Origin of the sequence: Halorarius litoreus, assembly GCF_024362405.1 — an archaeon.
Taxonomy (GTDB): domain Archaea; phylum Halobacteriota; class Halobacteria; order Halobacteriales; family Haloarculaceae; genus Halorarius; species Halorarius litoreus.
This window is the reverse complement of sequence record NZ_CP101454.1, coordinates 3,292,562-3,314,513: the sequence shown is the minus strand read 5'-3', so window position 1 is coordinate 3,314,513 and position 21,952 is coordinate 3,292,562. Positions and strand designations below refer to the sequence as shown.

At 65.6% G+C, this 21,952-nt stretch carries 24 protein-coding genes; 15 read left to right on the top strand and 9 right to left on the bottom strand.

Annotation, left to right across the window (positions count from 1 at the left end):
* Positions 1-28: 28 nt before the first annotated feature.
* The 3 genes from NL126_RS17555 (at position 29) to NL126_RS17545 (ending at position 5,120) form a co-directional block, all read left to right on the top strand.
* Positions 29-3,715: a PAS domain S-box protein gene (locus NL126_RS17555; protein WP_255196180.1), complete on the top strand. Its 3,687-nt coding sequence runs from the start codon at positions 29-31 to the stop codon at positions 3,713-3,715.
* A gap of 161 nt (positions 3,716-3,876) precedes the next feature.
* Positions 3,877-4,701 (top strand): DUF2391 family protein, encoded by an 825-nt coding sequence (locus NL126_RS17550; protein ID WP_255196179.1) that lies wholly within the window; start codon positions 3,877-3,879, stop codon positions 4,699-4,701.
* Positions 4,698-5,120, top strand: a complete 423-nt coding sequence (locus tag NL126_RS17545; protein ID WP_255196178.1) for a hypothetical protein — start codon at positions 4,698-4,700, stop codon at positions 5,118-5,120. Before NL126_RS17550 ends, NL126_RS17545 begins: the two co-directional genes overlap by 4 nt.
* An 84-nt stretch (positions 5,121-5,204) precedes the next feature.
* Here NL126_RS17545 and NL126_RS17540 read toward each other — a convergent pair whose 3' ends face one another.
* Complete coding sequence (locus tag NL126_RS17540; protein WP_255196177.1) at positions 5,205-5,501, bottom strand: HalOD1 output domain-containing protein; 297 nt, start codon at positions 5,499-5,501, stop codon at positions 5,205-5,207.
* Between the two features lie 350 nt (positions 5,502-5,851).
* On the opposite strand from NL126_RS17540, the gene NL126_RS17535 reads away from it, so the two are divergent.
* Positions 5,852-7,099, top strand: coding sequence for an AI-2E family transporter (locus NL126_RS17535; RefSeq protein WP_255196176.1), 1,248 nt, complete (start codon positions 5,852-5,854; stop codon positions 7,097-7,099).
* 204 nt (positions 7,100-7,303) lie between these two features.
* On the opposite strand, the gene NL126_RS17530 is transcribed toward NL126_RS17535, so the two are convergent.
* Complete coding sequence (locus NL126_RS17530; RefSeq protein WP_255196175.1) at positions 7,304-7,540, bottom strand: hypothetical protein; 237 nt, start codon at positions 7,538-7,540, stop codon at positions 7,304-7,306.
* Positions 7,541-8,255: 715 nt separating this feature from the next.
* On the opposite strand from NL126_RS17530, the gene NL126_RS17525 reads away from it, so the two are divergent.
* Both NL126_RS17525 and NL126_RS17520 read left to right on the top strand, forming a co-directional pair.
* Entirely contained in the window at positions 8,256-8,942 is a 687-nt protein-coding gene (locus tag NL126_RS17525) for a helix-turn-helix domain-containing protein (RefSeq protein ID WP_255196174.1), read from the top strand.
* Positions 8,943-9,026: 84 nt separating this feature from the next.
* On the top strand, positions 9,027-9,374 hold the full coding sequence (locus tag NL126_RS17520; RefSeq protein WP_255196173.1) for a DUF5789 family protein: 348 nt from the start codon (positions 9,027-9,029) through the stop codon (positions 9,372-9,374).
* A gap of 163 nt (positions 9,375-9,537) precedes the next feature.
* Here the strand turns inward: NL126_RS17520 and NL126_RS17515 are convergent, their stop codons facing one another.
* Together NL126_RS17515 and NL126_RS17510 are read right to left on the bottom strand one after the other, a co-directional pair.
* The gene (locus NL126_RS17515; RefSeq protein WP_255196172.1) at positions 9,538-10,656 is read right to left on the bottom strand and encodes a glutamate-cysteine ligase family protein; all 1,119 of its coding nucleotides are present in this window, start codon (positions 10,654-10,656) and stop codon (positions 9,538-9,540) included.
* Between the two features lie 167 nt (positions 10,657-10,823).
* A complete protein-coding gene (locus NL126_RS17510; protein ID WP_255196171.1) occupies positions 10,824-11,105 on the bottom strand; it encodes a DUF7130 family rubredoxin-like protein in 282 nt (93 codons plus the stop codon).
* Between NL126_RS17510 and NL126_RS17505 the strand changes: the two genes are divergently transcribed.
* The 4 genes from NL126_RS17505 to NL126_RS17490 all read left to right on the top strand — a co-directional run bounded on the left by NL126_RS17505 (position 10,989) and on the right by NL126_RS17490 (position 13,120).
* The gene (locus tag NL126_RS17505; protein WP_350355463.1) at positions 10,989-11,594 is read left to right on the top strand and encodes a GNAT family N-acetyltransferase; all 606 of its coding nucleotides are present in this window, start codon (positions 10,989-10,991) and stop codon (positions 11,592-11,594) included. The two genes, NL126_RS17510 and NL126_RS17505, sit on opposite strands and share 117 nt — an antisense overlap.
* 84 nt (positions 11,595-11,678) lie before the next feature.
* Positions 11,679-12,038: a hypothetical protein gene (locus NL126_RS17500; protein ID WP_255196169.1), complete on the top strand. Its 360-nt coding sequence runs from the start codon at positions 11,679-11,681 to the stop codon at positions 12,036-12,038.
* Between the two features lie 342 nt (positions 12,039-12,380).
* Positions 12,381-12,671 carry a hypothetical protein gene (locus NL126_RS17495; protein WP_255196168.1) on the top strand — a complete coding sequence of 97 codons (291 nt, stop codon included), beginning with the start codon at positions 12,381-12,383 and terminating at the stop codon, positions 12,669-12,671.
* A 113-nt stretch (positions 12,672-12,784) separates the two neighbouring features.
* Positions 12,785-13,120, top strand: coding sequence for a HalOD1 output domain-containing protein (locus NL126_RS17490; RefSeq protein WP_255196167.1), 336 nt, complete (start codon positions 12,785-12,787; stop codon positions 13,118-13,120).
* A gap of 4 nt (positions 13,121-13,124) precedes the next feature.
* Here the strand turns inward: NL126_RS17490 and NL126_RS17485 are convergent, their stop codons facing one another.
* Entirely contained in the window at positions 13,125-13,688 is a 564-nt protein-coding gene (locus tag NL126_RS17485; protein ID WP_255196166.1) for an Ntn hydrolase family protein, read from the bottom strand.
* 109 nt (positions 13,689-13,797) lie between these two features.
* Here NL126_RS17485 and NL126_RS17480 point away from each other — a divergent pair, with 109 nt between their 5' ends.
* A complete protein-coding gene (locus tag NL126_RS17480) occupies positions 13,798-14,790 on the top strand; it encodes a DUF7972 family membrane protein (RefSeq protein ID WP_255196165.1) in 993 nt (330 codons plus the stop codon).
* Positions 14,791-14,977: 187 nt separating this feature from the next.
* On the opposite strand, the gene NL126_RS17475 is transcribed toward NL126_RS17480, so the two are convergent.
* From NL126_RS17475 to NL126_RS17465, 3 genes are all read right to left on the bottom strand, one after another.
* On the bottom strand, positions 14,978-15,718 hold the full coding sequence (locus tag NL126_RS17475; RefSeq protein WP_255196164.1) for a DUF2270 domain-containing protein: 741 nt from the start codon (positions 15,716-15,718) through the stop codon (positions 14,978-14,980).
* On the bottom strand, positions 15,712-16,857 hold the full coding sequence (locus NL126_RS17470; protein ID WP_255196163.1) for a pentapeptide repeat-containing protein: 1,146 nt from the start codon (positions 16,855-16,857) through the stop codon (positions 15,712-15,714). Before NL126_RS17470 ends, NL126_RS17475 begins: the two co-directional genes overlap by 7 nt.
* 167 nt (positions 16,858-17,024) lie before the next feature.
* Positions 17,025-17,594 carry a hypothetical protein gene (locus NL126_RS17465; RefSeq protein ID WP_255196162.1) on the bottom strand — a complete coding sequence of 190 codons (570 nt, stop codon included), beginning with the start codon at positions 17,592-17,594 and terminating at the stop codon, positions 17,025-17,027.
* A 693-nt stretch (positions 17,595-18,287) separates the two neighbouring features.
* Here NL126_RS17465 and NL126_RS17460 point away from each other — a divergent pair.
* From NL126_RS17460 to NL126_RS17445, 4 genes are all read left to right on the top strand, one after another.
* Entirely contained in the window at positions 18,288-18,761 is a 474-nt protein-coding gene (locus NL126_RS17460) for a CBS domain-containing protein (protein ID WP_255196161.1), read from the top strand.
* Positions 18,762-19,113: 352 nt separating this feature from the next.
* A complete protein-coding gene (locus NL126_RS17455; RefSeq protein WP_255196160.1) occupies positions 19,114-20,055 on the top strand; it encodes a hypothetical protein in 942 nt (313 codons plus the stop codon).
* Positions 20,056-20,122: 67 nt separating this feature from the next.
* Positions 20,123-20,341: a DUF8593 domain-containing protein gene (locus NL126_RS17450; RefSeq protein ID WP_255196159.1), complete on the top strand. Its 219-nt coding sequence runs from the start codon at positions 20,123-20,125 to the stop codon at positions 20,339-20,341.
* A complete protein-coding gene (locus tag NL126_RS17445; RefSeq protein ID WP_255196158.1) occupies positions 20,342-20,902 on the top strand; it encodes a four-helix bundle copper-binding protein in 561 nt (186 codons plus the stop codon).
* 170 nt (positions 20,903-21,072) lie between these two features.
* Here NL126_RS17445 and NL126_RS17440 read toward each other — a convergent pair whose 3' ends face one another.
* Positions 21,073-21,738: a helix-turn-helix domain-containing protein gene (locus NL126_RS17440; RefSeq protein ID WP_255196157.1), complete on the bottom strand. Its 666-nt coding sequence runs from the start codon at positions 21,736-21,738 to the stop codon at positions 21,073-21,075.
* Between the last annotated feature and the right edge of the window lie 214 nt (positions 21,739-21,952).

Genomic DNA, 21,952 nt, shown 5'->3' with positions numbered 1-21,952 from the left:
CATAGCGCTACACCTGCAGGAGAGTGCAATGGCCACCGAATCACTGACCGAGGCGTTACGGGAGACACTGGCGCTGTTCGACGACAGTGGGACACCCTGGACGACGAACGAAGTGGCAGACCGGCTCGACCTCGGACGCCGGAGCACGTACGACCGGTTGTCGAGACTGACCGACCGTGGCCAACTGGCGACCAAGAAGGTCGGCGCGAGCGCTCGAGTCTGGTGGCGGCCCCCCTCGACCACGGTCGGGAACGCCGACCGCACCCCGAGTACTACCGCCAAGGAGTTCGAATCACTGGTGGAAGCCGTCGAGGAGTACGCCATCTTCACGCTCGACGTCGACGGACACGTCCAGACCTGGAACACCGGCGCCGAACTCATCAAGGGCTACGGTGCCGACGAGGTACTCGGCCAGCACTTCTCGGAGTTCTACACCGCTGCCGACCGGGCCGCGGGCGTCCCGGAGGCGAACCTCGAGACCGCCGCGACGTCGGGGGCGGTCCGCGACGAGGGGTGGCGCGTCCGGGCGGACGGGTCGCGGTTCTGGGCCCAGGTCACCATCACGGCGGTCCGCGACGACGAGGGGACGCTCCAGGAGTTCCTGAAGGTGACACACGACCTGACCGAGTGTCGGGAGGCCCAACGCCGACTCCAGCGCGAACGCGACATCATCGACCAGCTCTTCGAGACGAGCCCAGTCGCGATCGGCGTGTTCAGAGCCGACGGCGATCTGGAACGCGCGAACGAGTACGGAACGGAACTCTTCGGCGTCGGCGCCGGTGGAGAGACGGAGTTCCTCGATACCGCAGGCGACCCGCTCGCCGTGGCCGACTGCCCGCACCATCGCGTCCTCGAGACCGGCGAGGCGGTGATGGACCGGACGATCGGCGTCAGAGACGCCGCTGGCGACGTCTCGTGGCTCTCGGTGAACGCGACGCCCGTGACCGACGATGCAGGTGAGCTCCGCTGGGTCATCACGACGGCGGCGGATGTCACCGTCCTCAAGGACCAGGCCAGCCAACTGAGACGACAGCGCGACGACCTCGAGTCGGAACTCGAGGACATCTTCGACCGTATCGACGACGGCTTCTACGCGCTCGACGAGGAGTTCCAGTTCACCTACGCCAACGAACGCGCCGCCGCGCTGTTCGACGCCTCCGCCGAGACGCTGCTCTGTACGAACGTCCGGGGGGTGTACCCGGACTCGCAGGTCGACGGCCTCCACGCGGCACTCCGGGAGGCACTCGACACCGGAGAGCCGGTGGTACACGAGGCGTACTACGCCCCCGCCGAGTCGTGGTTACAGACGACCGTCTACCCCTCCGGGAGTGGGCTCTCGGTCTACGTCCGGGATGTCAGCGAGCGGAGGGCGCGTGACCGGGAGCTGGATCTGTACGAGACCATCGTCGCGACGATGCAAGACGGGGTGTACGTCCTCGACGACGAGGGCTGTTTCACCCTGGTCAACGACGCATACGTCGAGCTCACGGGGTACGACCGCGAGGAGCTTCTGGGTGCGCACTGCACGCTCGTCGTCGACGAGGCCATCTCCGAGCAGGCGGCCGCGCTCACCGACGAGATCGACGAGGGCGACCGGTCGAACGCGACGATCGAGGCGAACGTCAACCGAGCCGACGGCACCACAATCCGCGGTGAGAGCCGGTTCACGACGCTCGAATCGGCCGTCGACGACCACTCCCGGAAGGTCGGGGTCGTCCGTGACGTCTCCGAACGTGCAGCCCGGGAGCGCGAACTGGAGGAGACCAACCGGCAACTCCACACGCTGGTCGACCACTTCCCCAACGGCGCGATCGCCCTCGTGGACACCGAGATGCGATACGTCGTCGCTGGCGGCACGCCGGTCGACGAGGTCGACGCCGAGGACCTCCTTGGACGTCGGATTCGCGACGTGGTCACGGCGCCGCTGGTCGACGTGGTCGCGCCGGGGTACGAGCGGGCACTCGCCGGTGAGGCCGACGCGTTCGAGACCGAGGTGGGCGGGCGGACCATCCAGCTCCGGTTCGTTCCCGTCCGTGACGACGACGGAACGGTGTTCGGGGCGATGGGCATCTCACAGGACGTCTCGGACCAGAAGCGCTACGAGATCCAGCTCGAACGCCAGGTCCAGCAACTCGACACGGTGAGCGAGTTCGGGATGCGGGCGATGGAGGTCGGAGACCTCGACGAGCTGTTGGCGGAGGCGACGGAACTGGTCGCGTCGGTGTTGGACTACGACTACTGCAAGGTGCTGGAACTGGACGCCGACGCCGACGTACTCGAGCTTCGCCAGGGCGTCGGCTGGCACGACGGACTCGTCGGCTCGGCCACCGTCTCGGCGGTCGAATCTGACTCACAAGCGGCGTACACGCTCGCCGTCGAGGACCCGGTCGTCGTCGAGGACCTCGAGACTGAGTCGCGGTTCAGCGGCCCCGACCTCCTCACCAGCCACGGCGTCCGAGGCGGTGTAAGCGTCGTTATCGGGCCTTCCGAGGACCCGTGGGGCATCCTCGGCACCCACGACACCCAGCCGCGGACGTTCACCGAGTTCGACGTCGACTTCGTCCAGTCCATCGCGAACGTGCTCGCGAGCGCCATCGACCGGTTCGCCGCGAGGCGAGAACTCCTCGCGCAGAGCGACCAACTCATTGCGATGAACGACCTGAACGAGGCCGTCCACGAGATCACACAGGCGGTCATCGACCAGTCGACCCGCCAGCAGATCGAGGCGACCGTCTGTGAGCATCTCGTCGCCACGAGTTCGTACACAGCGGCGTGGATCGGGTCGACGGTCGGTGACTCGCCGACGAACGTGGTCCGCGCCCGCGCCGGCGACGTCGCGTTCCCCGAGGACGCTGCGGACCCAATCGACGCCGATGCGGCGGCGTTCGAGTTCCCCATCACCCACCAGGGAATGACCTACGGAACTTTGACCGTCCGCTCCGAGCGGGCGAACGCATTCTCCACCCAAGAACGAGCGGTCCTCGACCGACTCGGTGAGGTCGTCGGTCACGCCATCGTCGCTACGGAGCGGAAACAGGCGCTCATCGGCGACGAGGTCGTCGAACTGGAGTACCTCGCCCGGGACGTCTTCGCACCGTACGACCTCGCCGACCTCGCCGGCCGCTTCACCGTCGACCACACGGTTCCCGCCGGTGACGACGAGTATCTCGTGTACGGGTCTGCGACGGCCGAGGCGACCGAGTCGATGCATGAGCTCGCCGAGGTCGTGCCGTATTGGCAGGACCTCCGGTTCACCGAGACGGACGAGGGCGCCCGCTACTGGCTTCGACTCTCCGAGACGCCGCTCCTCGCGACCATCGCCGAGGTCGGCGGGTTGATTCAGACGGCGACCGTCGAGGAGGGCGACTTCCACCTACGGGTCCACGTCGCGCCGGGAGCGGACACCCGGCAACTGACTGCCGCCATCACTGCGCAGTTCCCGACCGCGGACCTGCAGCGTCGCCGCCAACTGACGCGGAGAGACCGGACGGACGCCGTCGAGCGTGCGCTGACGGCTGAGGTCACCGACCGCCAGCGGGCCATCCTCTACGGGGCGTACCACGCCGGGTACTTCGAGTGGCCGCGGGCGGCCTCCGGCGAGGCCATCGCCGACTCGTTCGACATCTCACCGCCGACGTTCCACCAACACCTCCGGACGGCTGAGCGGAAGGTGTTCGAGTCGCTGCTCGCGCAGTCCCCCACGTCGGATGTGTAGGCGGACGCGTGGACAAGCTCGTGGTGTCGGCCACTCTTCGAGTGTGTAGTTGGCTACCCCTGAATTGACCGCTGGTCGCTGTCTGCGCTGGGCTCGAACGACCCGTTGCGCTCGATAACGCCCGTTTACCTTTATCAGCAGCCGACGAGGTACGGGAACCGATGGCGAACTCGATACCGACCGTGCTGCGAAACCAGGGTCGTGGCATCGTCGGTGCGTTGCTGGTCGTCGGGCTGTCGTTCCTCTACACGATGGAGACGTGGGAGCTCGGGGTTCGACTCCCGATGTACTACCTCGTCGCCTACACCTCACTCGGACTGGTCGGCGTCCTCCTCATCACGCGCCACGTCGGGTTCCGGGTGGAGGACGAACACGAGACCCGCACCGATCCAGTTCACCTCGCGGTGAGCTTCGCGGAACTGGTCTTCCAGAGCTTCCTCGCCGCGTACGTCGTCCTGCTCCTCTTCGGCATCGTCGAGTTCGGCGACCCCCTCGAGACCGTCGCCCGACTGGGGCTCATCCAGGTCGTCCCGCTCGGACTCGGCGCGGCCGTATCGAACCGACTGCTCTCGGAGTCCGACGACGACATCTCCGAGGCGGGGTTTCCACGGAACCTGCCGACGTTCTTCCTCGGGGCTGTGTTCGTGTCGTTTCCCGTCGCCCCCACGGCCGAGGTCGAGGTGATCGCGACCAGTGCCGGCTGGGGCCGACTGGCGCTCGTCGTGGTACTCTCCGTGACCGTCACCCATCTCGTCTTACACGAACTCGAGTTCCGCGGGCACGGCAGTCGAATCGAGAACCGGTCCGTATTCGCCCAGATCGGCAGCGCGTTCATCGTCTACGCCGTCGGCGTCGTCGTCGCCGTCGCGTTCCTCGCCGCGTTCGGTCACTTCGCCGAGACGACATTCGATGAGCAGGTGCAGCAGACGATTGTCCTCGCGTTCGTCGGGTCCATCGGCGCGAGCGCAGGTGAGGTGGTCCTGTGACGGCCGACGAGACACAGCAGGACGAGACCGGTGACGACACGAGCAACGAGACGAGCGACGAGTTGCCGTCGATCTCGACCGTCGAACTGGTCGTGATGGTGGTGAGCGTCGTGTTCACCGTCTCGTTGTTCCTCTTCGCGACGTGGCAGGCCGTCACCGGTGCGGGGATGGCCGCGCCGGTCGTCGGCGTCACCGAGACCTCAGTCGAGCCCGGTGGAACGGTCGTCTACACGCTCGAGCTTCGAAATCCGGGCAGTGTCGGGCTGGTCCGGGCGACGGTCTCGGCCGCGTGTGCGAGTCCACCGGTGACGCTCACCTTCGAGAACGTGCCGGCCGGGGGCCGCCGGGTCGGAACCGTCGTCTGTCCGGCCGGAACGACCGACCCGCAGCTCACCGTGGAGAGCTGGGTTCACGAGTGACCCACTGGCGCTGTCCGCTTCCCGGTCGCAGCATCGAGCCACGCCCGTGAGATATCCCCGCGAGACACGGCTCACGGCGCGTCGTCACCTTCCGGTGATGACGATGTCGCCCGTGCTGTATACGGTCGTCTGGTAGCCCTGAATGCTGAACGCGACGTGTCCCGGCGGTCGAGTCGTCCCATCCGGGTGGGGAGCGAAGATGAGGTCGAGTGCGTCCGGGTCAACAGCGTCGTACAGCGAGAACCCCATGTGGGTGACGTCGACACCCATCGCGTCCGCGAGGGCGTGGACGACGGTCGTGCTGAGTTTCGCTGGGCCGTCGGGGTCGTGTCGAACGTGGTAGGTCGATGGAGAGCGATACGATCTCGGGTTCTCGTACATTACTCGAACACACACGTAGACGACGGGCGCAGCAAAGAGGTTGTTCCTGCGGTCACCACTTACCGAGAGACATCGTTCGGAACGACGCTCGGTGGACGACCGCTCAACCAGTGGCATGGAGCACAACGAGCCAGGGGAATCTGGGTCGCTCGCAGTGGACGCCCCAGCTGAGCGGGCCGACCGAGTGACCACGCTGAGCCCGGCCGCGACCAGCAGTTCGGTCGACGTCGACCGTGGCGGCTTTCTGGTGCAAGCAGCACCTTGCTACGGCGGCGTAGCCAGGGTCGGACAGAGATGGTTTCGAACGAACACGGGCACCCATCGGTCCGCGGCGCGTACTCGTGGCGGTGATGAGTCGCTCACGGGCCGGCTGGTGGCTCTACGTCGCTGCCCTCTCCGCCGTGGCCCTGTTCATCGCGTACTCGTTCGTCGGCGTCCTCGTCCTCGGACTGTTCGGCTACTACGCGACCCGACCGATCTGTGAGCGGATCAGCCGGGTCGTGGACTCCGACCGACGGGCGGCGATGCTGACGGTCCTCGTCGTGCTGTTCCCGACGTTGCTCGTCGTGCTGTACACGGGCGCCCAGCTCGTCCGGCGGATACAGCCGCTCCTTGACGGTATCGACGACCCGGTTCTGGCAGGACAGATCTGGCGGTCAGGGATCCTGTCTGGGCCACAGCGTGCCCAGATCATCTCGGCGTTGCAGACGCCCGCCGAGACGCTGGGCGACCTCTCGGGGTCGCTGTGGTCGAACCTCGAACTCGTCGTCGCGTTCGCACAGGCCGCGCTCGGGACGCTCGTGTTGCTCGGGCTCGCACTGGCGCTCGCGTACGGGTTCCTCTCGCGGGCCGATACGCTCTCGACGACCATCGAGGAGTTGCTCGGCGGGCGAGACACGACCGCGTACCGCTACGCCGTCGCCGTCGACAGCGACCTGCAGTCGATCTTCTTCGGGAACTTCCTGTTCGTCCTGTTCATGGCGCTGCTCGCGACCGTGACGTACGCGGCGACGAACCTGGTCGCCCCCGAGGGGCTCGCCATCCCGATGGTGCTCGTACTCGGCTTCCTGACGGGGCTCTCGAGTCTCGTCCCACTCGTCGTCGGGAAACTCGTCTACGTCCCGGTCGTCGCGCTCCTCGCGGTTCAGGCGCTGGGGACGGACGGTAACCACCTCCCGTTCGTCGGCGGCGTCTTCGTCGTCTACCTGGTCGTCCTCGACGTCCTTCCCCAGTCCGTCCTCCAGCCGTACATCTCGGGCCGCCAGTTCGACCGGCTCCTCCTGTTCCTCGCGTACGTCCTCGGACCGATTCTGTTCGGCTGGTACGGGTTCTTCCTGCTGCCCATCCTGTTCGTGCTCCTCGTCCACCTGGTCGACATCGTGCTCCCTGAGCTACTCTACGGTGACGGCGTCGATGCGGATTCGACCGACGTCGACGACGGCGGTTCGACCGGGTCCGAGGTCGAATCGACCGACCCCGACGACGCCGAACCGACGCCGGACCCGGCAGTCGGGCCGACTGCGCCGCCGACCCAGACTGACGAGGTCGACACCGATGTCGAGCGTGCGGGGACCGTTCGCGGAGCGAAGGAGGGCTAATCGACGCTGGCGCACTCGACGACTCGGGACGATTCGCTACGGCCACGCTGCATTGCTAGCGCGAGTCGGTCAGCGAGCGATTGGTCACGCTCACACCGACTGGAACGTTCGTCCCGAGGACTGACCGTACGATATGGCGAGGGTCCCGTCGTCTGAACCGGACCCAGAAGATGGGTTCACTGGGTTGTACCCCGGTAGATCGTTCTATTCGGTGAGTCCACTCAGCGACGACATCGGGGTCGAACCGGCGACGATGGCGCCCGTAGCGAGTATCGCCGCGGAGAGCGCGACGAAATCTCCACTGGGTGAGTATCCGGCCAGCCCCGCGCCCACCTGGACGATGAACACCGTGATGAAGTAGCTCACGATGGCGAACACCAGCAGAACGATCGATGCGATGATGCTACTGACTAACGCGCCGAACGAGTCGAGGACGCCCATTCATTATCGACCTCGGTCGCTAAACCAGCGGCTACCATATACCAGTTGGGACATATCTGACGAGCATCAGACGTCTCGCTGGCCACTCAACAGTGCCCGTCCACGCGACCCCGCCGTCGTGAGAACTCGAATGCTCTGTCACACCCGATGAGGTAACGGAGCCATCGCATCGGGGCCGGTTACTTTCGCACGGGCTCGCTGTCGTTCGCGCGCTCGCCGCTGGACTTGTTCGGCATCCGGGGTCGACTCCCCAGGCGTCACGTCGGCTCCCTCCGCTCCGGTTCCGGCGAACCGCCGCGTCTCTACGCGCCGGTCCAGTCGGCTTGGTTCGACACGCTGATCGCTCGGTTCGACGTGTTGGGCGATGAGATAACTGGTCGTAGCCCTCGATCCGATGGTATAGGCGGGGAGGGGAGAAGCCGACGGCTAAGTGGTGGGCTTGCACCTGCGGGCCTAGCGGTGCTTTCCGACTCTCCACTCGGCTACGGAAAGCTTCGGGTACTGGACGCAGTGAGTGGGTTCTCGGCTGTCGTCGAACCGCTTCTACTGCGCTGAACCAGCCGGTTGCTGGAGTATACTAATTGCCAGGGTCGAGCAACGTTAGGGCGATGACCCCTGGTATCCACGACGGTGGGAGCAACCGGAGTCGAGAGAGCCGCGGCTCTGGGACGGACGGCAACCCTCCGGGGTACGTCGTGAGGGGATCGAGGTGACGGTGGCCGTCACGCTGCGAATCGGGGGGACCGCCCTCGAGCGAGCCGCCACGGCGGCACCCGACGTCACCGTCACGGTCGAACAGCAGGGTCGAACGGTCGACGGACGGCTCGATCTGACAACGTGGGCGGCCGGTGGCGACGTCGAGGCGTTCGAGGCTGGGCTCGATGTCGACGAGACGGTCGACCGCTGGCTGGTCGTTGGTGCGCGAGAGACCGAGACGCTGTATCGGATTCGCCTCACGCCGGACGCCAGCGAGGCGCTGGATTACGACGCCTGGACGGATGGACGGCTGGTGCTCCGGGCAGCGAGGCGACGGCACGACGGCTGGCTCGTGGCCGGCTTCGTCACGGACCGGTCGGTCCTGCCGCAGCTCGCGGCGGGCTGTTCAGCACACGACGTGGCGTTCGATCTGGTCCGGACCGCTGAGACCGATGGGCTCACCGGGCCGGAACTCGCGCTCACCGAGACTCAGCGGGAGACGTTGCTCACCGCGTTCGACCGAGGGCTCTATTCGGTCCCCCGAGGGGCGACGATCGAGGAGCTCGCCGAGCCACTCGACGTCTCACACCAGGCAGTCTCCGAGCGACTCCGTCGGGGGGTCCACTCCCTCATACAGACGACTATCTGCGACGAACGCGACGACGGCGCTGCTGGTCTCCCCGCAGACGGAGTGAAACGCTACTGAGCGCGTGGACGCGTATTTGCCGGTCTCACACTCTTCGACTCGGACCTGCGGAACGCTTTTTCCTTTTAATGTTGTGGGCTCAGTATGGGCTCGAACGACCAGCCGACAGCTACACCGGAGGAGGAATCCGGCGACAGTCGCGAGTTAGGCGTCGACATTGGGGCGCTCGCCGATGAGCTCGAGACCCTCTCGTATCCGACGACGACCGACGAACTCCTCGAGGCGTACGGCGACGCCGAACTGGAGTTCTCGGGGACGACGCGTACCCTCCGGGAGGTCCTCGACGTACAAGGGCTCGACGACGAGGAGTACGAGTCCGCCGAGGAGGTTCGCCAGATGATCTACAACTTCGTCGGTGACGAGGCGGTCGGGCGGGAAGGGTATAGCGACCGGGGCGGCACCGCCGGCGACGAGACGGACGAATCGCTATAAGCGGGCTGTTCGAAGTCGAACCGCCCCACGTACCCCATCTCACCGGTGCCGAGAGACGGTCGGCTTCTGCCGACGGATGTCTGCGTCCCTGCCCGCTGCGTGCGGGCCTACTTCTGCGGTTCGACCCGTGTCTGGGTGACGTGGTGTCGCTGTACTAGCTGTGTCACGAGCGAGCGGGCCAGCCACGTCGTTGGTCGCTGGACGCCGTCAGGGTCATCGCGTCTCCGCGAAGCAACTCGGCGTACAGGAGCCTGATCTGGCTGGCTCCAGGTTCGTAGAGCTGTTCTGGCCCACGCAGTTGCTGCGAGATCGGCTCGTACGCCGCGGTGTCGAACCCCATCCGCTCGAGGTAGGTACACACGCGCGGCGACGTGAGCCCGTCGCGTATCGCCTCGTCGCTCAACTCCCGTAGCAGCGGGAACGAGGGAACCCGGATTGCATCGTCGCCAACGCCACACGAGTCGACGTCATCGACGACGACGACCGGTTTCGAGCCCGCCTGCTCGACGATGCGGTGGACGTCGAACGCCAGGTCGACCAGTTGACTCGGAAGTGCCGTGTCGGGGGCCCGCCACTCGACGGTTCCGTTCTTCCCCTTTCCCGACCGGAGTCGAACGGGGTTCAACACCGTGTCCGGGGGTTCGAACAGGTCGTCGACGCGGGTCGGGTCGACGCCGCGGTCGGTCGCCAGCTCCCGGAACGACTCGTAGGCGTCGGTGACCCGTGTCTCCCAAGCGTCGACGCCGTCAGCGTACGGCCACAGCTCGCAGAACTGCTGGAAGGCCGGGCCACAGTCGCGGCGATACGCCGCCGCTCGCGAACAGGTCTCCTCTCGTCGCCCGAGATAGTATGGCGAGGAGCTGACGAGCGCGGTCGCGGGGTCGAGGGCGGTCAACACGTTGAGTTGGCGGGTGGGTGCTTCCGCGTCGAAGTGGACGTGCATCCCGGCGCAGTTCTTCGCGCTCGTGATGCCCTCACCGTAGATACGCTCGAACAGGTCGCCGCGGGCCGTAGTCGCAGGCGCCGTCGCTTCGGTCAGTGGTGTCCCGAGGGGAACGAGTCGCCGACCCGTCCGCTTGGCGGCACGGCACGCACGCTGGAGCGTCTCCTGGAGCTCCCGCCGGACCGCCGACTCGTCTGCGTGTGGCGCCGTCTGTACCTCGATGAGGGGGGCGATGAACTCCGGTTCGACCCCGGCCGTCCGTTCGACCACCGGCCGTCCGTCGCACAATCGGCCGTCTTCGTCGACCACCCAGAACTCTATTTCGATACCGAGTTTCATAGTGTTGGTCTCGGACGGCACTCCGTCCGGTATCGGGCTGATGGGACGGCCGGCCGTGAGCCTTGACCCGGCAGAGGAAAGCTGTTCAAGAGAGGAGGGTACTCGGGGCGGTCTGTATCACCGCCTGGGTGCGCCGTTCAACGGGGGCTCATTCGTACCGACGGCAGTCAATCCTCGATCCAGTACAGGAGCTCCTCTTTCGGTGCGTCGCAGTTCGGACACGTCTCGGGGAAGCCGTCCTCAAGGTCGCCCATCTCGCCACACTCGCCACATCGCCACATCAGATACCCCTCTCCGAACGACTGTCCAGGGACCTCCTCTCCGGAGGGGGCGTGCGGGTGGACGCTCGCATCGGGGATGCGGACGGTCGTCTCTACGTCGCCGAACACGAGGGTGCGCCGGTCGGGTTCGTCGAGTTCGACGCGGACGGGGTGGTCCGCTGGCTCCACGTCGACCTGGACGCACGTGGGCAGGGAGCCGGAACGGCGCTGGTGAAACACGTCCAGGCGGAACTCGCCGACCGCGGCGACCCGCTCGGCGTCCGGGTGCTGCAGGCGGCGGGCGAGGGGCGGGGCTTCCTCGAACGGTTCGGACTCACGGAGGTCGGCACGGTCAGCCTGACGTTCGACGAGGAGCGGTTCACCGAAGTGGTGTACGCCGACGAGACGTCGGCCCCGCGCGTGGCCGGGGTGGTCGGGGTTCCCGAGACGCTCCGTGTGGACGGTGAGACGCTCCAGGTCGACGAATCCGAACCGGTGCCGGGGACGGAAGGTCTCTTCTTTCCCGTGTCCGAGTCGACGGCCGACCGCTCGCCGTGGGGGTTCGTCTGTTCGCGGTGTGGGAGTACTGCGGTTGCCGCGGATGGCCTCGACCGGCTCGTGTGTGACGACTGCGGGAACACCCATCTCGCAGACCAGTGGGACGAAGCGTACCTCTAACAGGGGAGTACGGGGGACACAGGCCGCCGAACGGTGCACTTGCAAGCCGAGCGGTTATTCGGGCTCATCTCCACCATCGTTGATATGACCGTCATCGAATCGGCGTTCGTGTTCATCATCAGTTTCATCATCGGGACCATCGGCATCTACGTCGGGGCCCGGATCATCACGGAGACCGAGAGCTTCGGGAAGGCCGCCGTGACCGCGCTCATCGGCGCGATCGTCTGGGTCGTCGTCGCGTTCCTGTTCGGCTGGATACCGCTTCTGGGTCCACTACTGGCACTCATCGCGTACGTGGGTGTCGTCAACTGGCAGTATCCGGCCGGCTGGGGGAGCGCCGCCGTCATCTCGCTCATCGCCTGGATCACCTCGATCATCATCCTGTACGCCCTGGCGCTCGTCGGGTTCGTCCAGTTCAGCGCGTTCGGCGTCCCCGGCGCCTGAGCCTGGGTATCACGCAGTTACCGGCTGAAGGCAGCGCTAGGTCGGGGTCCGTGGTAAGGCGGCGTCAGAACGGTGTGAAACCGCTCGCCGCTCGTCTTCAGGCCGTTCCAGCCGCACCGTTCTTGGGATCCGCTATCGCGACGCCGAGATGCGGCTCATCGGCCGACGAGCTCCCACTCACCGGCTGACAAGCTCCCCTTACGACCGTGGACGTGACCCGAACCGTCGGACCGCGGGGTCGGTCGCGACAGCCGAACCGCCGCGTTCCCTGAATATGGTCGTTGTATCGGGCGAATTGCCTCTGTATACTTTTACAGGCCTGTCTCGAACGACGAGCCGCTGATGAACCCACCCAACGAGCCTGGTCACCAGGTCCAACAGCCGATGTACAACGAGCCACCCCAGCAGCAGCCGGAGGGCGTCCCGCCCGGGGGCCAGCAGTACATGCCGCTCTCGGAGTTGCAGGTCTCCACCCCGACGCTGTGTCGCGTCTCGCTCGACCAACCACAGGAACAGCTCGCGCTCGGGCCGGACGACCACGTCCTGGACAGCGTCTACAACTACCAGCTCGACACCTGGGAGGCGCTCGTCATCGTCCAGCCGCGGGAAGACGAGGACGAAGACGACGAGTAGGTGGCCGAGCCAGCGCAGCCTCCCGTCGCGCCGCTCGGCGGCGAAATACGGTAGCCGTAACGAAAGGTAAGGTTTTCACGAGGGTACTCCATCTCCCGCACAACGAGATGCAGATGGATACCGCACGAGGCACCCCCCGGCAGGCGACAACGGAGCCCGCCGAGTACCGCGCGTACCACGACCCCTCGCGGGTCGCGAAACTCAGCACGACCGTCGTCCACGCCCTCGCGGACGCGATGGACGTCGACGTCACCGACGCCGGGTTCGTCCTGTACGACATCGTCGACCCCGATTCACTCGATCGGCTCTTCGCGCGAACGACCGACCCGCAGTCCGGCGCGCCGAGCCACGTCGCGTTCACGGTCGACGGTTACCGCGTTACGGTGTACAGCACCGGACAGATCGTCATCACGCCACCGGATACGGCCGCCAGAGACCGACCTTACTGACCGATTAGGCGTCGTCCCCCGCCTTCGCGACCGTCGGCTCCGCATCGAGTAGCGTCCAGACAGTGACGGTCCCACCCGTCTCCGTGTCTCGAGTCGCTACCGTCTCGATCGTCGCCCGGACCAGGTTGGCCGCGGTCTCGATATCGAGGTCGTCTCCCGCAGCATCGAGTTGCGAGAACGCGGCTTCCGCTCCCGTTCCGAGCGCGACGACCGACTCCTCGAGCACGCTGCCGTCGGCACCGATCTGCCGCAGTCGTGCCACGCCGTCGGCATCGCGGGCTGTGATTACCACGTCGACGTTCGACGCCGTCGCCGTTCGGGCAGCGATCTGTGCGATACGGTCGATGCCGAGGCCGTCGTGTTCGAGCCGCTGTCGTCGCAGTTCGGCTTCGAACTGCCGGTCGAACGTCTGGACGTCGCTCAGTGCCCCAACGATGCCCGCGCCGACCGTTCCGTACTCGACCACTCGTGGCGACTGGTCGCTCTCGACGGTTCCGTCGCCGACCCACCGGCTGTCCCCGGCGAGGGCGACGCCACCGGCACTCTCGACCGCGATGACAGTTCCCATAGGGCCTCGTGGACGGGGCGGGTGATACGTCCACGGCTGGCCTGTGCAGGGTAGGCCGGCTTGCATACGGAGGGACAAGCTATTCGCGGCTGTTCGTGCCACCGGGGATATGAACCAGGACGTCTCGGCGACCAGTTCGATTCGCGACGAGACCGGGCTCCGAGACCGGGTCGCCCGGTGGGTGCTCCTCACCGGCGACCGGCGTGTCGTCGCCGCTGGCATCGTCATCGGGTTCTCTCTCGTGACGTTCGCGCTCGTCACGGGTGGCGTCCTGGCGATCGGCCCCGGCAGCACGGTCTCGACGCTGTTCGCAAGCGGGCTCACTTCGGGAGCCATCACGCTGCTCACCATCGCGCTGTCGATCAACCAACTCATCCTCTCGCGGGTGTTCGGCTCGCCCAACGAGCTACGGGGCCGTCTCGACGCGACGCGTGACCTCCGAACGCAGGTCGAAACGCTGGCCGATCGGCCCTCGAGTCCGAACGACCCGTCGGCGTTCCTCTCGTTGCTCGGGAAGACGCTGGCGAAGCGGACGACCGAACTCCTCGGTGCCATCGACCGGTCGGAGTGGGATGCACCGCCGCCCGTCGCGGCGACGATACAGACCGTCGGTGAGTACGGACGGAACATCGCGGAGCATCTCGACCGCGGCGACGAGATCGTGGGGGTTCTCGAACTCATCATCGGCCCGGAGTACGCCCAGAACATCGTCGCGATCCATCACCATCGGAACGCCAACGCCGACTCCATCTCGGAGGCAGTCGACGCGGAGTTCCAGGCGACCGAGGACGTGCTCGAAGCCATCGCAATCGTCCGGCAGTTCTTCAAGACCATCGCGCTCCAGCAGGACTTCGCACACCTGTCGCGACTCGTCGTCTACCTGGGGCTGACCGCGCTCGTCGTCTCGATGTCGCTCGCGCTCATCTACCGCCCCGACTCGGTCACTGTTCCCCTCTCCGTATTGCCCGTGGTCGTCAGTCTCGGCGTCGGCGTGGTCGTCTCCCCGCTCGCCATCTTCGTCGCGTACATCTTCCGGGCGGCGACCATCGCTTACGACACCATCTCTGTCGGGCCGTTCATCCCGCCACAGGGCCGGGCGTGAGATGTGAGACAGGCGTCCGGGGCGGAGTTCACGTCACCCGCCGTCGGCGACGCTCGCGTACGGTCGAGTAGGACGAAGGAGACGGCGTGCTCGGAGAGAGGAATTCGGCTCGTGACTGCTGTCCGAACGTCGACGGCTGCTTGGTTCTGTGATGAAAGCACCCGTCCGTTTGCCCCGGCCGATTCGGTCAGTCGTCGAACTCCCGGACGCGTTCGCCCGTCGCCGACCACATCGTGAGCAGGGTCACTGCCGCGTAGAAACCACCGACGACGAGGCCGACGACCTCGCCCGAGACGCCGAGGATGCTGGCGGTCTCACGCCAGGGTATCCGCGGTTGGAGCAGGGCGATGCGGGCGAGCCACGCCGCCAGCAGGATGTACAGGAGCGCGAGATACACGCGACGCAGTCGGTGGGTGAGTGCCTGCTGGAACGACACGTCGAACGAGGGTTCTCGGAGGCTGGCGGCAATCTGTCGCCGCCAGTGGCTCGCGTCGCCGTGGGCAGCGGCTCGCGTCGCTGCTTGCTCTGAGTCGTACAGCTCGGCGAACAGGTCCTGCTGGAGGACTCGAACGCGGCGTCGCCAGATGTCGTACTCGCGATAGCGGGTGGCTTCCATCACGAGGAACGCGGTGACGCCGAAAATGCCGATGAGGACGACGTAGTGGGGGTGGTCGGCACTGGTGAAGGCCCACGTCAGGATCGCCGCCACGAACACCACGGCCCAGTTCGTCGTCTGATCCAGCCGGCCGCGCCAGACGGCGGCCCGCTCGATCTCCCCGCGATAGAACGCGGCCGTGAGCGTCGAGAAGCTCGGGTCGTCGTCGCGCGCCGACGCGGACGGGGGAGAATCCGCTGTGCCCGGCCGCTGCTGGGCGTCGGGTTCTGGGGCGGTGTCGGCGTGCTCGACCGACGAGCGAGACGTCACCACGTGACCCGCCTCGCGAGCACGAACACGAACAGTGCCGAGAGGAGCGCCCCCAAGAGCGCTTCGACGCCGGCGAGTAGCCGCGCCCACGTCCCGATCGGTTGGATGTCACCGTACCCGAGCGTCGCGAACGTCACGACGCTGAAGTAGAGGCTCTTGAAGAGAACGTGGGCGATCCACCACGAGGAGGCGTCCTCCGGGTTCACGAGCCGATAGGTGATACCCTGTCCGTTCTGAATCTCGTGGATACCACCTGTGAGTGGGAACAGGACGGCGGCTACGAGGATGACCACCAACGCAGTCAACACCACGCGATAGGGGCTCTCTCCGTACCGCATCACCCACCGTGAGACCTCGAATCGGAGGACGTTCGGGATGTCTCGGCGCTCCCAGGCGAGCCGCCGACGGGCGTCCTTCTCGTTGACGTAACTCTCTCGGACGGCCTCTGGCAGGCCGTTGTCGCTGTAGAGCTGCTGGAACTGCCGGTACACCCACGCAGCGGCCTCTAGCGGTGCGATCTCCGCGATTCCCGGGGAGATGTGGAGCCGTTCGTAGACGGATTTCTGTCCGAGGAGGATATCCCCGCCCAGGTTGACGTCCGTCAGGACGGTCCCGTAGAGCCTGGCGTCGTCGAGCGTTGCCAACCGAAGATCGGCTCTCGTGAGGTCGGCGCCCTCCATATTCGCACGGCTGAAGTCGGCGTTGATGCCGGTGGCGTTCGTCATATCGGCGAGCAGGAGGTTGGTGTCCGTGAGGTCGGCACCCATCACATTGGCGTCCTCGAGGTTCGCCCCGACGAGCGACTGCCCGGCGAGCCACTCGACGCCGACCAGCGACGCCGCTTTGAGGTACGCACCGTCGAGGCCCTCGGCTGGCAGTTGTGTCTCATCCGCGACCGTCTCGGCCTCACCGGCGAACGTCTCGGTGGTCTTTCCGTCCACCCGCGCGTGCCAGACACAGCGGTCGTGGTTCTCCCAGACGCGCCGTGTACATGGGGCGTTCTGAAGGTCGGTACGCGGGGCCACACTGTCGAAGTCGATATCGAGCGCGAAGCCACAGTTATCGGGTGACTGACTCGCGCTCTCAGACCGCGACCGGAGCTCACCGTTCCCCCGTTGGGTCGCTGAGGTCGATGTACTCATTCTACGCAGAGTGGGCAGTTGAAGAGATAACGTTCCTCCCGGCCAGCGAAAGCTACGTGGCGCGATAGCACGGTACTCGCCGCCGTTCAGTGTGGTGGTTTCACTCCGCTTGGGGGCGACGTCGGGGTCGAAAAAAGTGGCGGTCGTAACGAGGTGCTGTCCGCTCGTCACTGACGAGGCGGCTCCTCGTAGGCGGGAGGCGCTTGCTGCTGTTCTATGAACTGCTGTGGAACCTGGTCCGGTGGCTGCTGTTCCGTAAACTGCTGGGGCGGTTGTTCCGGAGGCGCCATCTGCGGGTACTGCTCGGTCGGAGCCGGCTGCTGTTGTGGCGGTTGCGGCGGCTGCTGTGGCACCTGCTGCTGCGGCTGCTGCATCTGCTGTGGTGGCTGCTGCATCTGCTGCTGCGGCTGCTGTGGCACCTGCTGCGGTGGCTGCTGCAGCTGTTGTGGCTGTTGTGCGGCCGGCGGCTGCCCGCCGGGCATTCCCGTCTCGAACTGCTGTGTCGCGGCTGCCTGGCGGCCCTGAGTCTCACGGAGGTCGCGTTCCAGCTGGTGGGTCACGTCCGTGGCGGCGTTCTCGAAGGAGTCGATGTAGTTCTGGAACGCGGACCGGGTCACGTCGGCGTTCGTCTGTTGGAGGGTCTCGTTGAGTTCGAGCCCGCGCAGGAACAATTCACCCATGTTCCACTGCACTTCGGCCGCCTGCTGGAACGGGAGCATCATCGATTTCGTCAGCATACGCTGGCTTCGCTCCATCGTACGTAGTTGCTGTTCGAACGGACCGTCGTTCGTCTGTTGTGTGTTACTCATTATCGACAGGCCGGTCGCGACTGTCGGTCGTTCCGGCCCCGTAGGGTCGACAGCTACGGGATGCAAAAGTATAATCTCCATTCGAAATCGGGCCGAAGAGATGGCTCGGCTTACGTCGATTTTCGGGTCGTACACGCTGACGGATGGACAGGAACGCCAGGCATACATCGACTCGTAGTCACTCGGTTCGCTGCACGTTCGCGTGGACGAGCATCGGGGTTTATCTGAGGGCTTCACAAACACTGGACGGTCGACCGAGTACGTCGGGTATCGGATCGGCGATTCACAATGAACCCTAACGACGACCGACGAAATCAGCGGCGCCCCGTGAGGCCAGCCGGCCCGTCTCAACCAACCTCCCAGCCGCCGGGACAGCATCCCAGCAACCAGCCGGACCCGAGCTACCAGCCACAGACGCCACCGCCGCACCAGCAACCGCCACCGCATCAGCCGTCACGACCACTGCAGGGTCAACCCTCACAGCCCCCACAGACCTCACAACAGCCCTCATTTCAACCCCCTCAGGGTCAGCCCACTCCACCGTCCACACCGCAACCCCCACAGCGTCCGCCGCCTCAGCAGTGGCACCAGCCCCCGACGTCGCCGCCGACCGCCGACCCGATGCAGCCGGCGCAGCCAGCACAGCCGCCGCCGACCGGTCCACGCTTGCAGCCGTCGACGGTCGAAGACCTCGTTCAGACCGACGTCGTGACGGCCGAACGAGACACGCCCGTCGCGACGCTCGTCGCCGCGATGGAGCAGAAGGACGTCGGCAGCGTCGTCATCGTCGACGACGACTGGCCCATCGGCATCGTCACGGACCGGTCTATCGCGCTCTCGCTCGTGACCGAGCCGAACATCGTTGGCCGTACCGCCGACGACCTCGTGACGCGCGGCCTGGTCACGGGAACGACCGGGATGGACGTCTTCGACACCCTTCGACGAATGGAGCGCGAGCGGGTCAGACGACTGCCGCTCCTCGACGAGGAGGGACAGCTCTCGGGAATCGTCACCCTCGACGACTTACTCGTGTTGCTGTGTGGAGAGCTCGAGAACGCGGCGTCCGTCATCAAGACCCAGTCCCCACGCCTCTGAGACCCCGTCGCGGTTTCACGCTCACAGGCCAGTCTTTCCTCTCGGTAATCGTAGAATCGGCGTGTCTCTCCAGTTCGGACTGCGGTCCCGTCGGTGGCCGCCATCTTCGGGGTGACTATCGAGCGGTATCTTCGGTTCGAACGACTCCCGTCTTACCATCCCTATATCTCACTAGGGTCGAATTTTCCTACTCGAGAGTGCTCGCTGAATCGATGAATTCGGACAAACTTGCGCTTACTGACGGTTGCAATTCATAGGTGGAGTATTACAATACTCGGCTCTCCTGTACGTCGCTTCCCGGGCGACACAGGCGGGCACGAGCCCGCTGGATGCACGCCCGGTAACAGAACATATGAGACGATACAGCTCCCGTCGACACGGATCGCAACGCAGTCAGGAACAGCACGGACAGTACGGCCAGCAGGGCCAGCACCAACAGTCCCAGCAGAGTCACCAGCAGGGGCAGTTCGGTCAGCAGGGCCAGCAGTACGGCCAGCAGCCCCAGCAGGGCCAGCAGTACGGTCAACAGCCCCAGCAGAGTCATCAGCAGGGGCAGCACCAACAGCCCCAGCAGGGCCAGCAGGGGCAGTTCGGTCAGCAGGGCCAGCAGAGTCACCAGCAGGGACAGAGCTCCCAGGACCTCTGGAACCAGCCCCGACAGCAGCCCCAGCAGGGCCAGCAGGAGCAGTTCGGCCAGCAGGGCCAGCAGTACGGTCAACAGCCCCAGCAGAGTCATCAGCAGGGGCAGTACGGCCAGCAGCCCCAGCAGAGCCAGCAGGAGCAGTACGGCCAGCAGGGGCAGAGCTCCCAGGACCTCTGGAATCAGCCCCGACAGCAGGGCCAGCAGAGTCACCAGCAGGGGCAGCAGGGCCAACAGCAGTACGGCCAGCAGCCCCAGCAGAGCCAGTATGGCCAGCAGCCCCAGCAGAGTCAGGGCTCTCAGGACCTCTGGAACCAGCCCCGACAGCAGGGCGAGCAGAGCCACCAGCAGGGGCAGTACAGCCAGCAGCCCCAGCAGAGTCAGGGCCAGCAGCAGTACGGTCAGCAGCCCCAGCAGCAGTACGGTCAGCAGGGGCAGAGTTCCCAGGACCTCTGGAACCAGCCCCGACAGCAGGGCCAGCAGGACCAATTCGGTCAGCAGGGGCAGTACGGCCAGCAGGGCCAGCAACCCCAGCAGAGCCACCAGCAGGGGCAGTACGGCCAGCAGGGCCAGCAGGGCCAGCAGGGCCAGCAGCAGCTCCAGCGTGAGCGCGACCCTGAGACGGGCCAGTTCGTCTCCTCACAGAACCAGTAGCGACGCGGGACACATCAACAACAAACACACGACAAACATGAGTTCAGACATACATGTCGACGATTCGATGAAGGGCAAGAAGATTATCAACGCGGACGGGAACGAGATCGGCGTCGTCTCCGGCATTCGTAACGGCGTCGCGTACGTCGACCCAGACCCCGGAATCACCGACAAGGTGATGTCGAGGCTCGGCTGGGGCGATACAGACGACGACGACTATCGTCTCCACCCCGAGAAGATCGACCGGGTCACTGACGACGAGATCCACCTCCGGAGGGATCTGTAGATGACACAGCAGCTTTCCCCACAGGGTTCGATAGGCCAGCAGCAGTACGGAAGCTCGATGCAGCCGATGCAGGGCCAGAGCCAGCAGTTCCAGCAGCAGCCCACCATCGGGATGCAGTCGGGGCAGCAGCCTCGCCAGAACATCACCCTCGAAGAGGGGATCACCGAGGAGATGCGCGTGGTGCTGCACGACTTCGTCGAGGCCGCGAACGTCACCGAGTGGTGTTCGGAACAGTGTCTCGACGAAGGGCCACATATGGCCGAGTGCGTCCGGCTCTGTCGGGACGTCGCTGACATCGCGACACTCAACGCCCGGCTGCTCTCTCGTGACTCCGCGTTCGGCCCAGAGCTAGCCGAACTGTTCGTGAACGCGGCGGAGGCGTGTGCACAGGAGTGCGCCCAGCACCCGAACCGGCACTGTCAGGAGTGTGCTGAGGTGCTTCCGCGGGCCGCGCGCGCGACCCGGAAGATGCTCACCTCGCTGGGAACCGGCCAGACCCAGCAGTTCCAGAGCCAGCAGGTCCAGGGTCAGAGCGGCATCCAGTCGCCCGGCCAGTTCTAACCGACGGCGGGCCGTCGGACGGCCGTTCCGTCACGACGGACTGGCGACGAACGCCTGACGAACGAGCGGTCGATGGCTCGACGGCCATTTTTCGCGTTCGGTCACCGCTGACGTACGAGGTCGGGACGTCGACTTCTGGGCTACTGATTTTTTCGGCGACGCCTTCACCGTCAGTCCCCGTCGTCGTCGAACGCGCCGACCATCAGCGTATCCTCGATGAGCGCGCCCGTCCCGCGACGGATTCGTTCGGAGAGGGCCTGGTGGGAGACGTCACACTCCTCGGCGAGTTCCGCGAGCGTCACGGTCCGGGGCACTTCGAAGTAGCCCCGCTTGACCGCCAGAATGAGGGTCTCGTACTGCGCGTCGGTGAGGCCGTAGCGACCTGCCGGCTCACCCTCCATCTCTCGAACCGAGAGGACGTCGAAGGTGAGCCCACGCTCGTCGGCGAACCGGTGGGTATCCGAGAAGTTCGACCGGTCGGGATAGAGGATCCGGAGATACCAGTTGCCGTCGCTCCCGTGTGCGTCGAGGATGGTCGCTTCCATAGACGTCAACAAGTGGACGAGCAGGTGGACCCGGTCGATCCACGTCATCGAGAGTAGGTACTCGTCTTCGAACTCCGAGAGACACTCGAACGACTCGACCGACGGGTCTGCCTCGAGCGCGTCGACAATCTCCTCGAGCTCGGTGTCCCGTGCCCACAACAGCGGGAGTATCGTCTCGTCGCCGCTCAAGACGATTCGCTCGCACTCGATTTTCACCTCCGGCAGTCGCTCGAGAGTGTGGTGAAGAGCGAACTGCTCGGTGGGGATCGTCCCTCTGACGATGGTTGCCATACCCCCCGTTGAATACAGTCACTCAAGAACATACAGGTCGATTTTCGGACGCTTTGCAGGGGTTTGAGGTGGCTACTCGCGCTGGCGGCCAACAATCTCTCTCGCGGGGAGTCGAAGGCCCATCGTACACGTCTTTGGACTGAATCAATTCTAGCGTAATTGAGATTTCTCGATGCCGAGAGGCACGTCGATAACAGTGTAATCTCTCGGTGAC

Excerpts from the sequence above, each read along its gene's own strand:
- NL126_RS17555 (WP_255196180.1), top strand. The coding sequence starts at position 29 with ATGGCCACCGAATCACTGACCGAGGCGTTACGGGAGACACTGGCGCTG.
- NL126_RS17550 (WP_255196179.1), top strand. The coding sequence starts at position 3,877 with ATGGCGAACTCGATACCGACCGTGCTGCGAAACCAGGGTCGTGGCATC.
- NL126_RS17540 (WP_255196177.1), bottom strand. The coding sequence starts at position 5,501 with ATGTACGAGAACCCGAGATCGTATCGCTCTCCATCGACCTACCACGTT.
- NL126_RS17535 (WP_255196176.1), top strand. The coding sequence starts at position 5,852 with ATGAGTCGCTCACGGGCCGGCTGGTGGCTCTACGTCGCTGCCCTCTCC.
- NL126_RS17530 (WP_255196175.1), bottom strand. The coding sequence starts at position 7,540 with ATGGGCGTCCTCGACTCGTTCGGCGCGTTAGTCAGTAGCATCATCGCA.
- NL126_RS17520 (WP_255196173.1), top strand. The coding sequence starts at position 9,027 with ATGGGCTCGAACGACCAGCCGACAGCTACACCGGAGGAGGAATCCGGC.
- NL126_RS17515 (WP_255196172.1), bottom strand. The coding sequence starts at position 10,656 with ATGAAACTCGGTATCGAAATAGAGTTCTGGGTGGTCGACGAAGACGGC.
- NL126_RS17500 (WP_255196169.1), top strand. The coding sequence starts at position 11,679 with ATGACCGTCATCGAATCGGCGTTCGTGTTCATCATCAGTTTCATCATC.
- NL126_RS17495 (WP_255196168.1), top strand. The coding sequence starts at position 12,381 with ATGAACCCACCCAACGAGCCTGGTCACCAGGTCCAACAGCCGATGTAC.
- NL126_RS17490 (WP_255196167.1), top strand. The coding sequence starts at position 12,785 with ATGGATACCGCACGAGGCACCCCCCGGCAGGCGACAACGGAGCCCGCC.
- NL126_RS17485 (WP_255196166.1), bottom strand. The coding sequence starts at position 13,688 with ATGGGAACTGTCATCGCGGTCGAGAGTGCCGGTGGCGTCGCCCTCGCC.
- NL126_RS17480 (WP_255196165.1), top strand. The coding sequence starts at position 13,798 with ATGAACCAGGACGTCTCGGCGACCAGTTCGATTCGCGACGAGACCGGG.
- NL126_RS17470 (WP_255196163.1), bottom strand. The coding sequence starts at position 16,857 with ATGAGTACATCGACCTCAGCGACCCAACGGGGGAACGGTGAGCTCCGG.
- NL126_RS17465 (WP_255196162.1), bottom strand. The coding sequence starts at position 17,594 with ATGCTGACGAAATCGATGATGCTCCCGTTCCAGCAGGCGGCCGAAGTG.
- NL126_RS17460 (WP_255196161.1), top strand. The coding sequence starts at position 18,288 with ATGCAGCCGGCGCAGCCAGCACAGCCGCCGCCGACCGGTCCACGCTTG.
- NL126_RS17455 (WP_255196160.1), top strand. The coding sequence starts at position 19,114 with ATGAGACGATACAGCTCCCGTCGACACGGATCGCAACGCAGTCAGGAA.
- NL126_RS17450 (WP_255196159.1), top strand. The coding sequence starts at position 20,123 with ATGAAGGGCAAGAAGATTATCAACGCGGACGGGAACGAGATCGGCGTC.
- NL126_RS17445 (WP_255196158.1), top strand. The coding sequence starts at position 20,342 with ATGACACAGCAGCTTTCCCCACAGGGTTCGATAGGCCAGCAGCAGTAC.
- NL126_RS17440 (WP_255196157.1), bottom strand. The coding sequence starts at position 21,738 with ATGGCAACCATCGTCAGAGGGACGATCCCCACCGAGCAGTTCGCTCTT.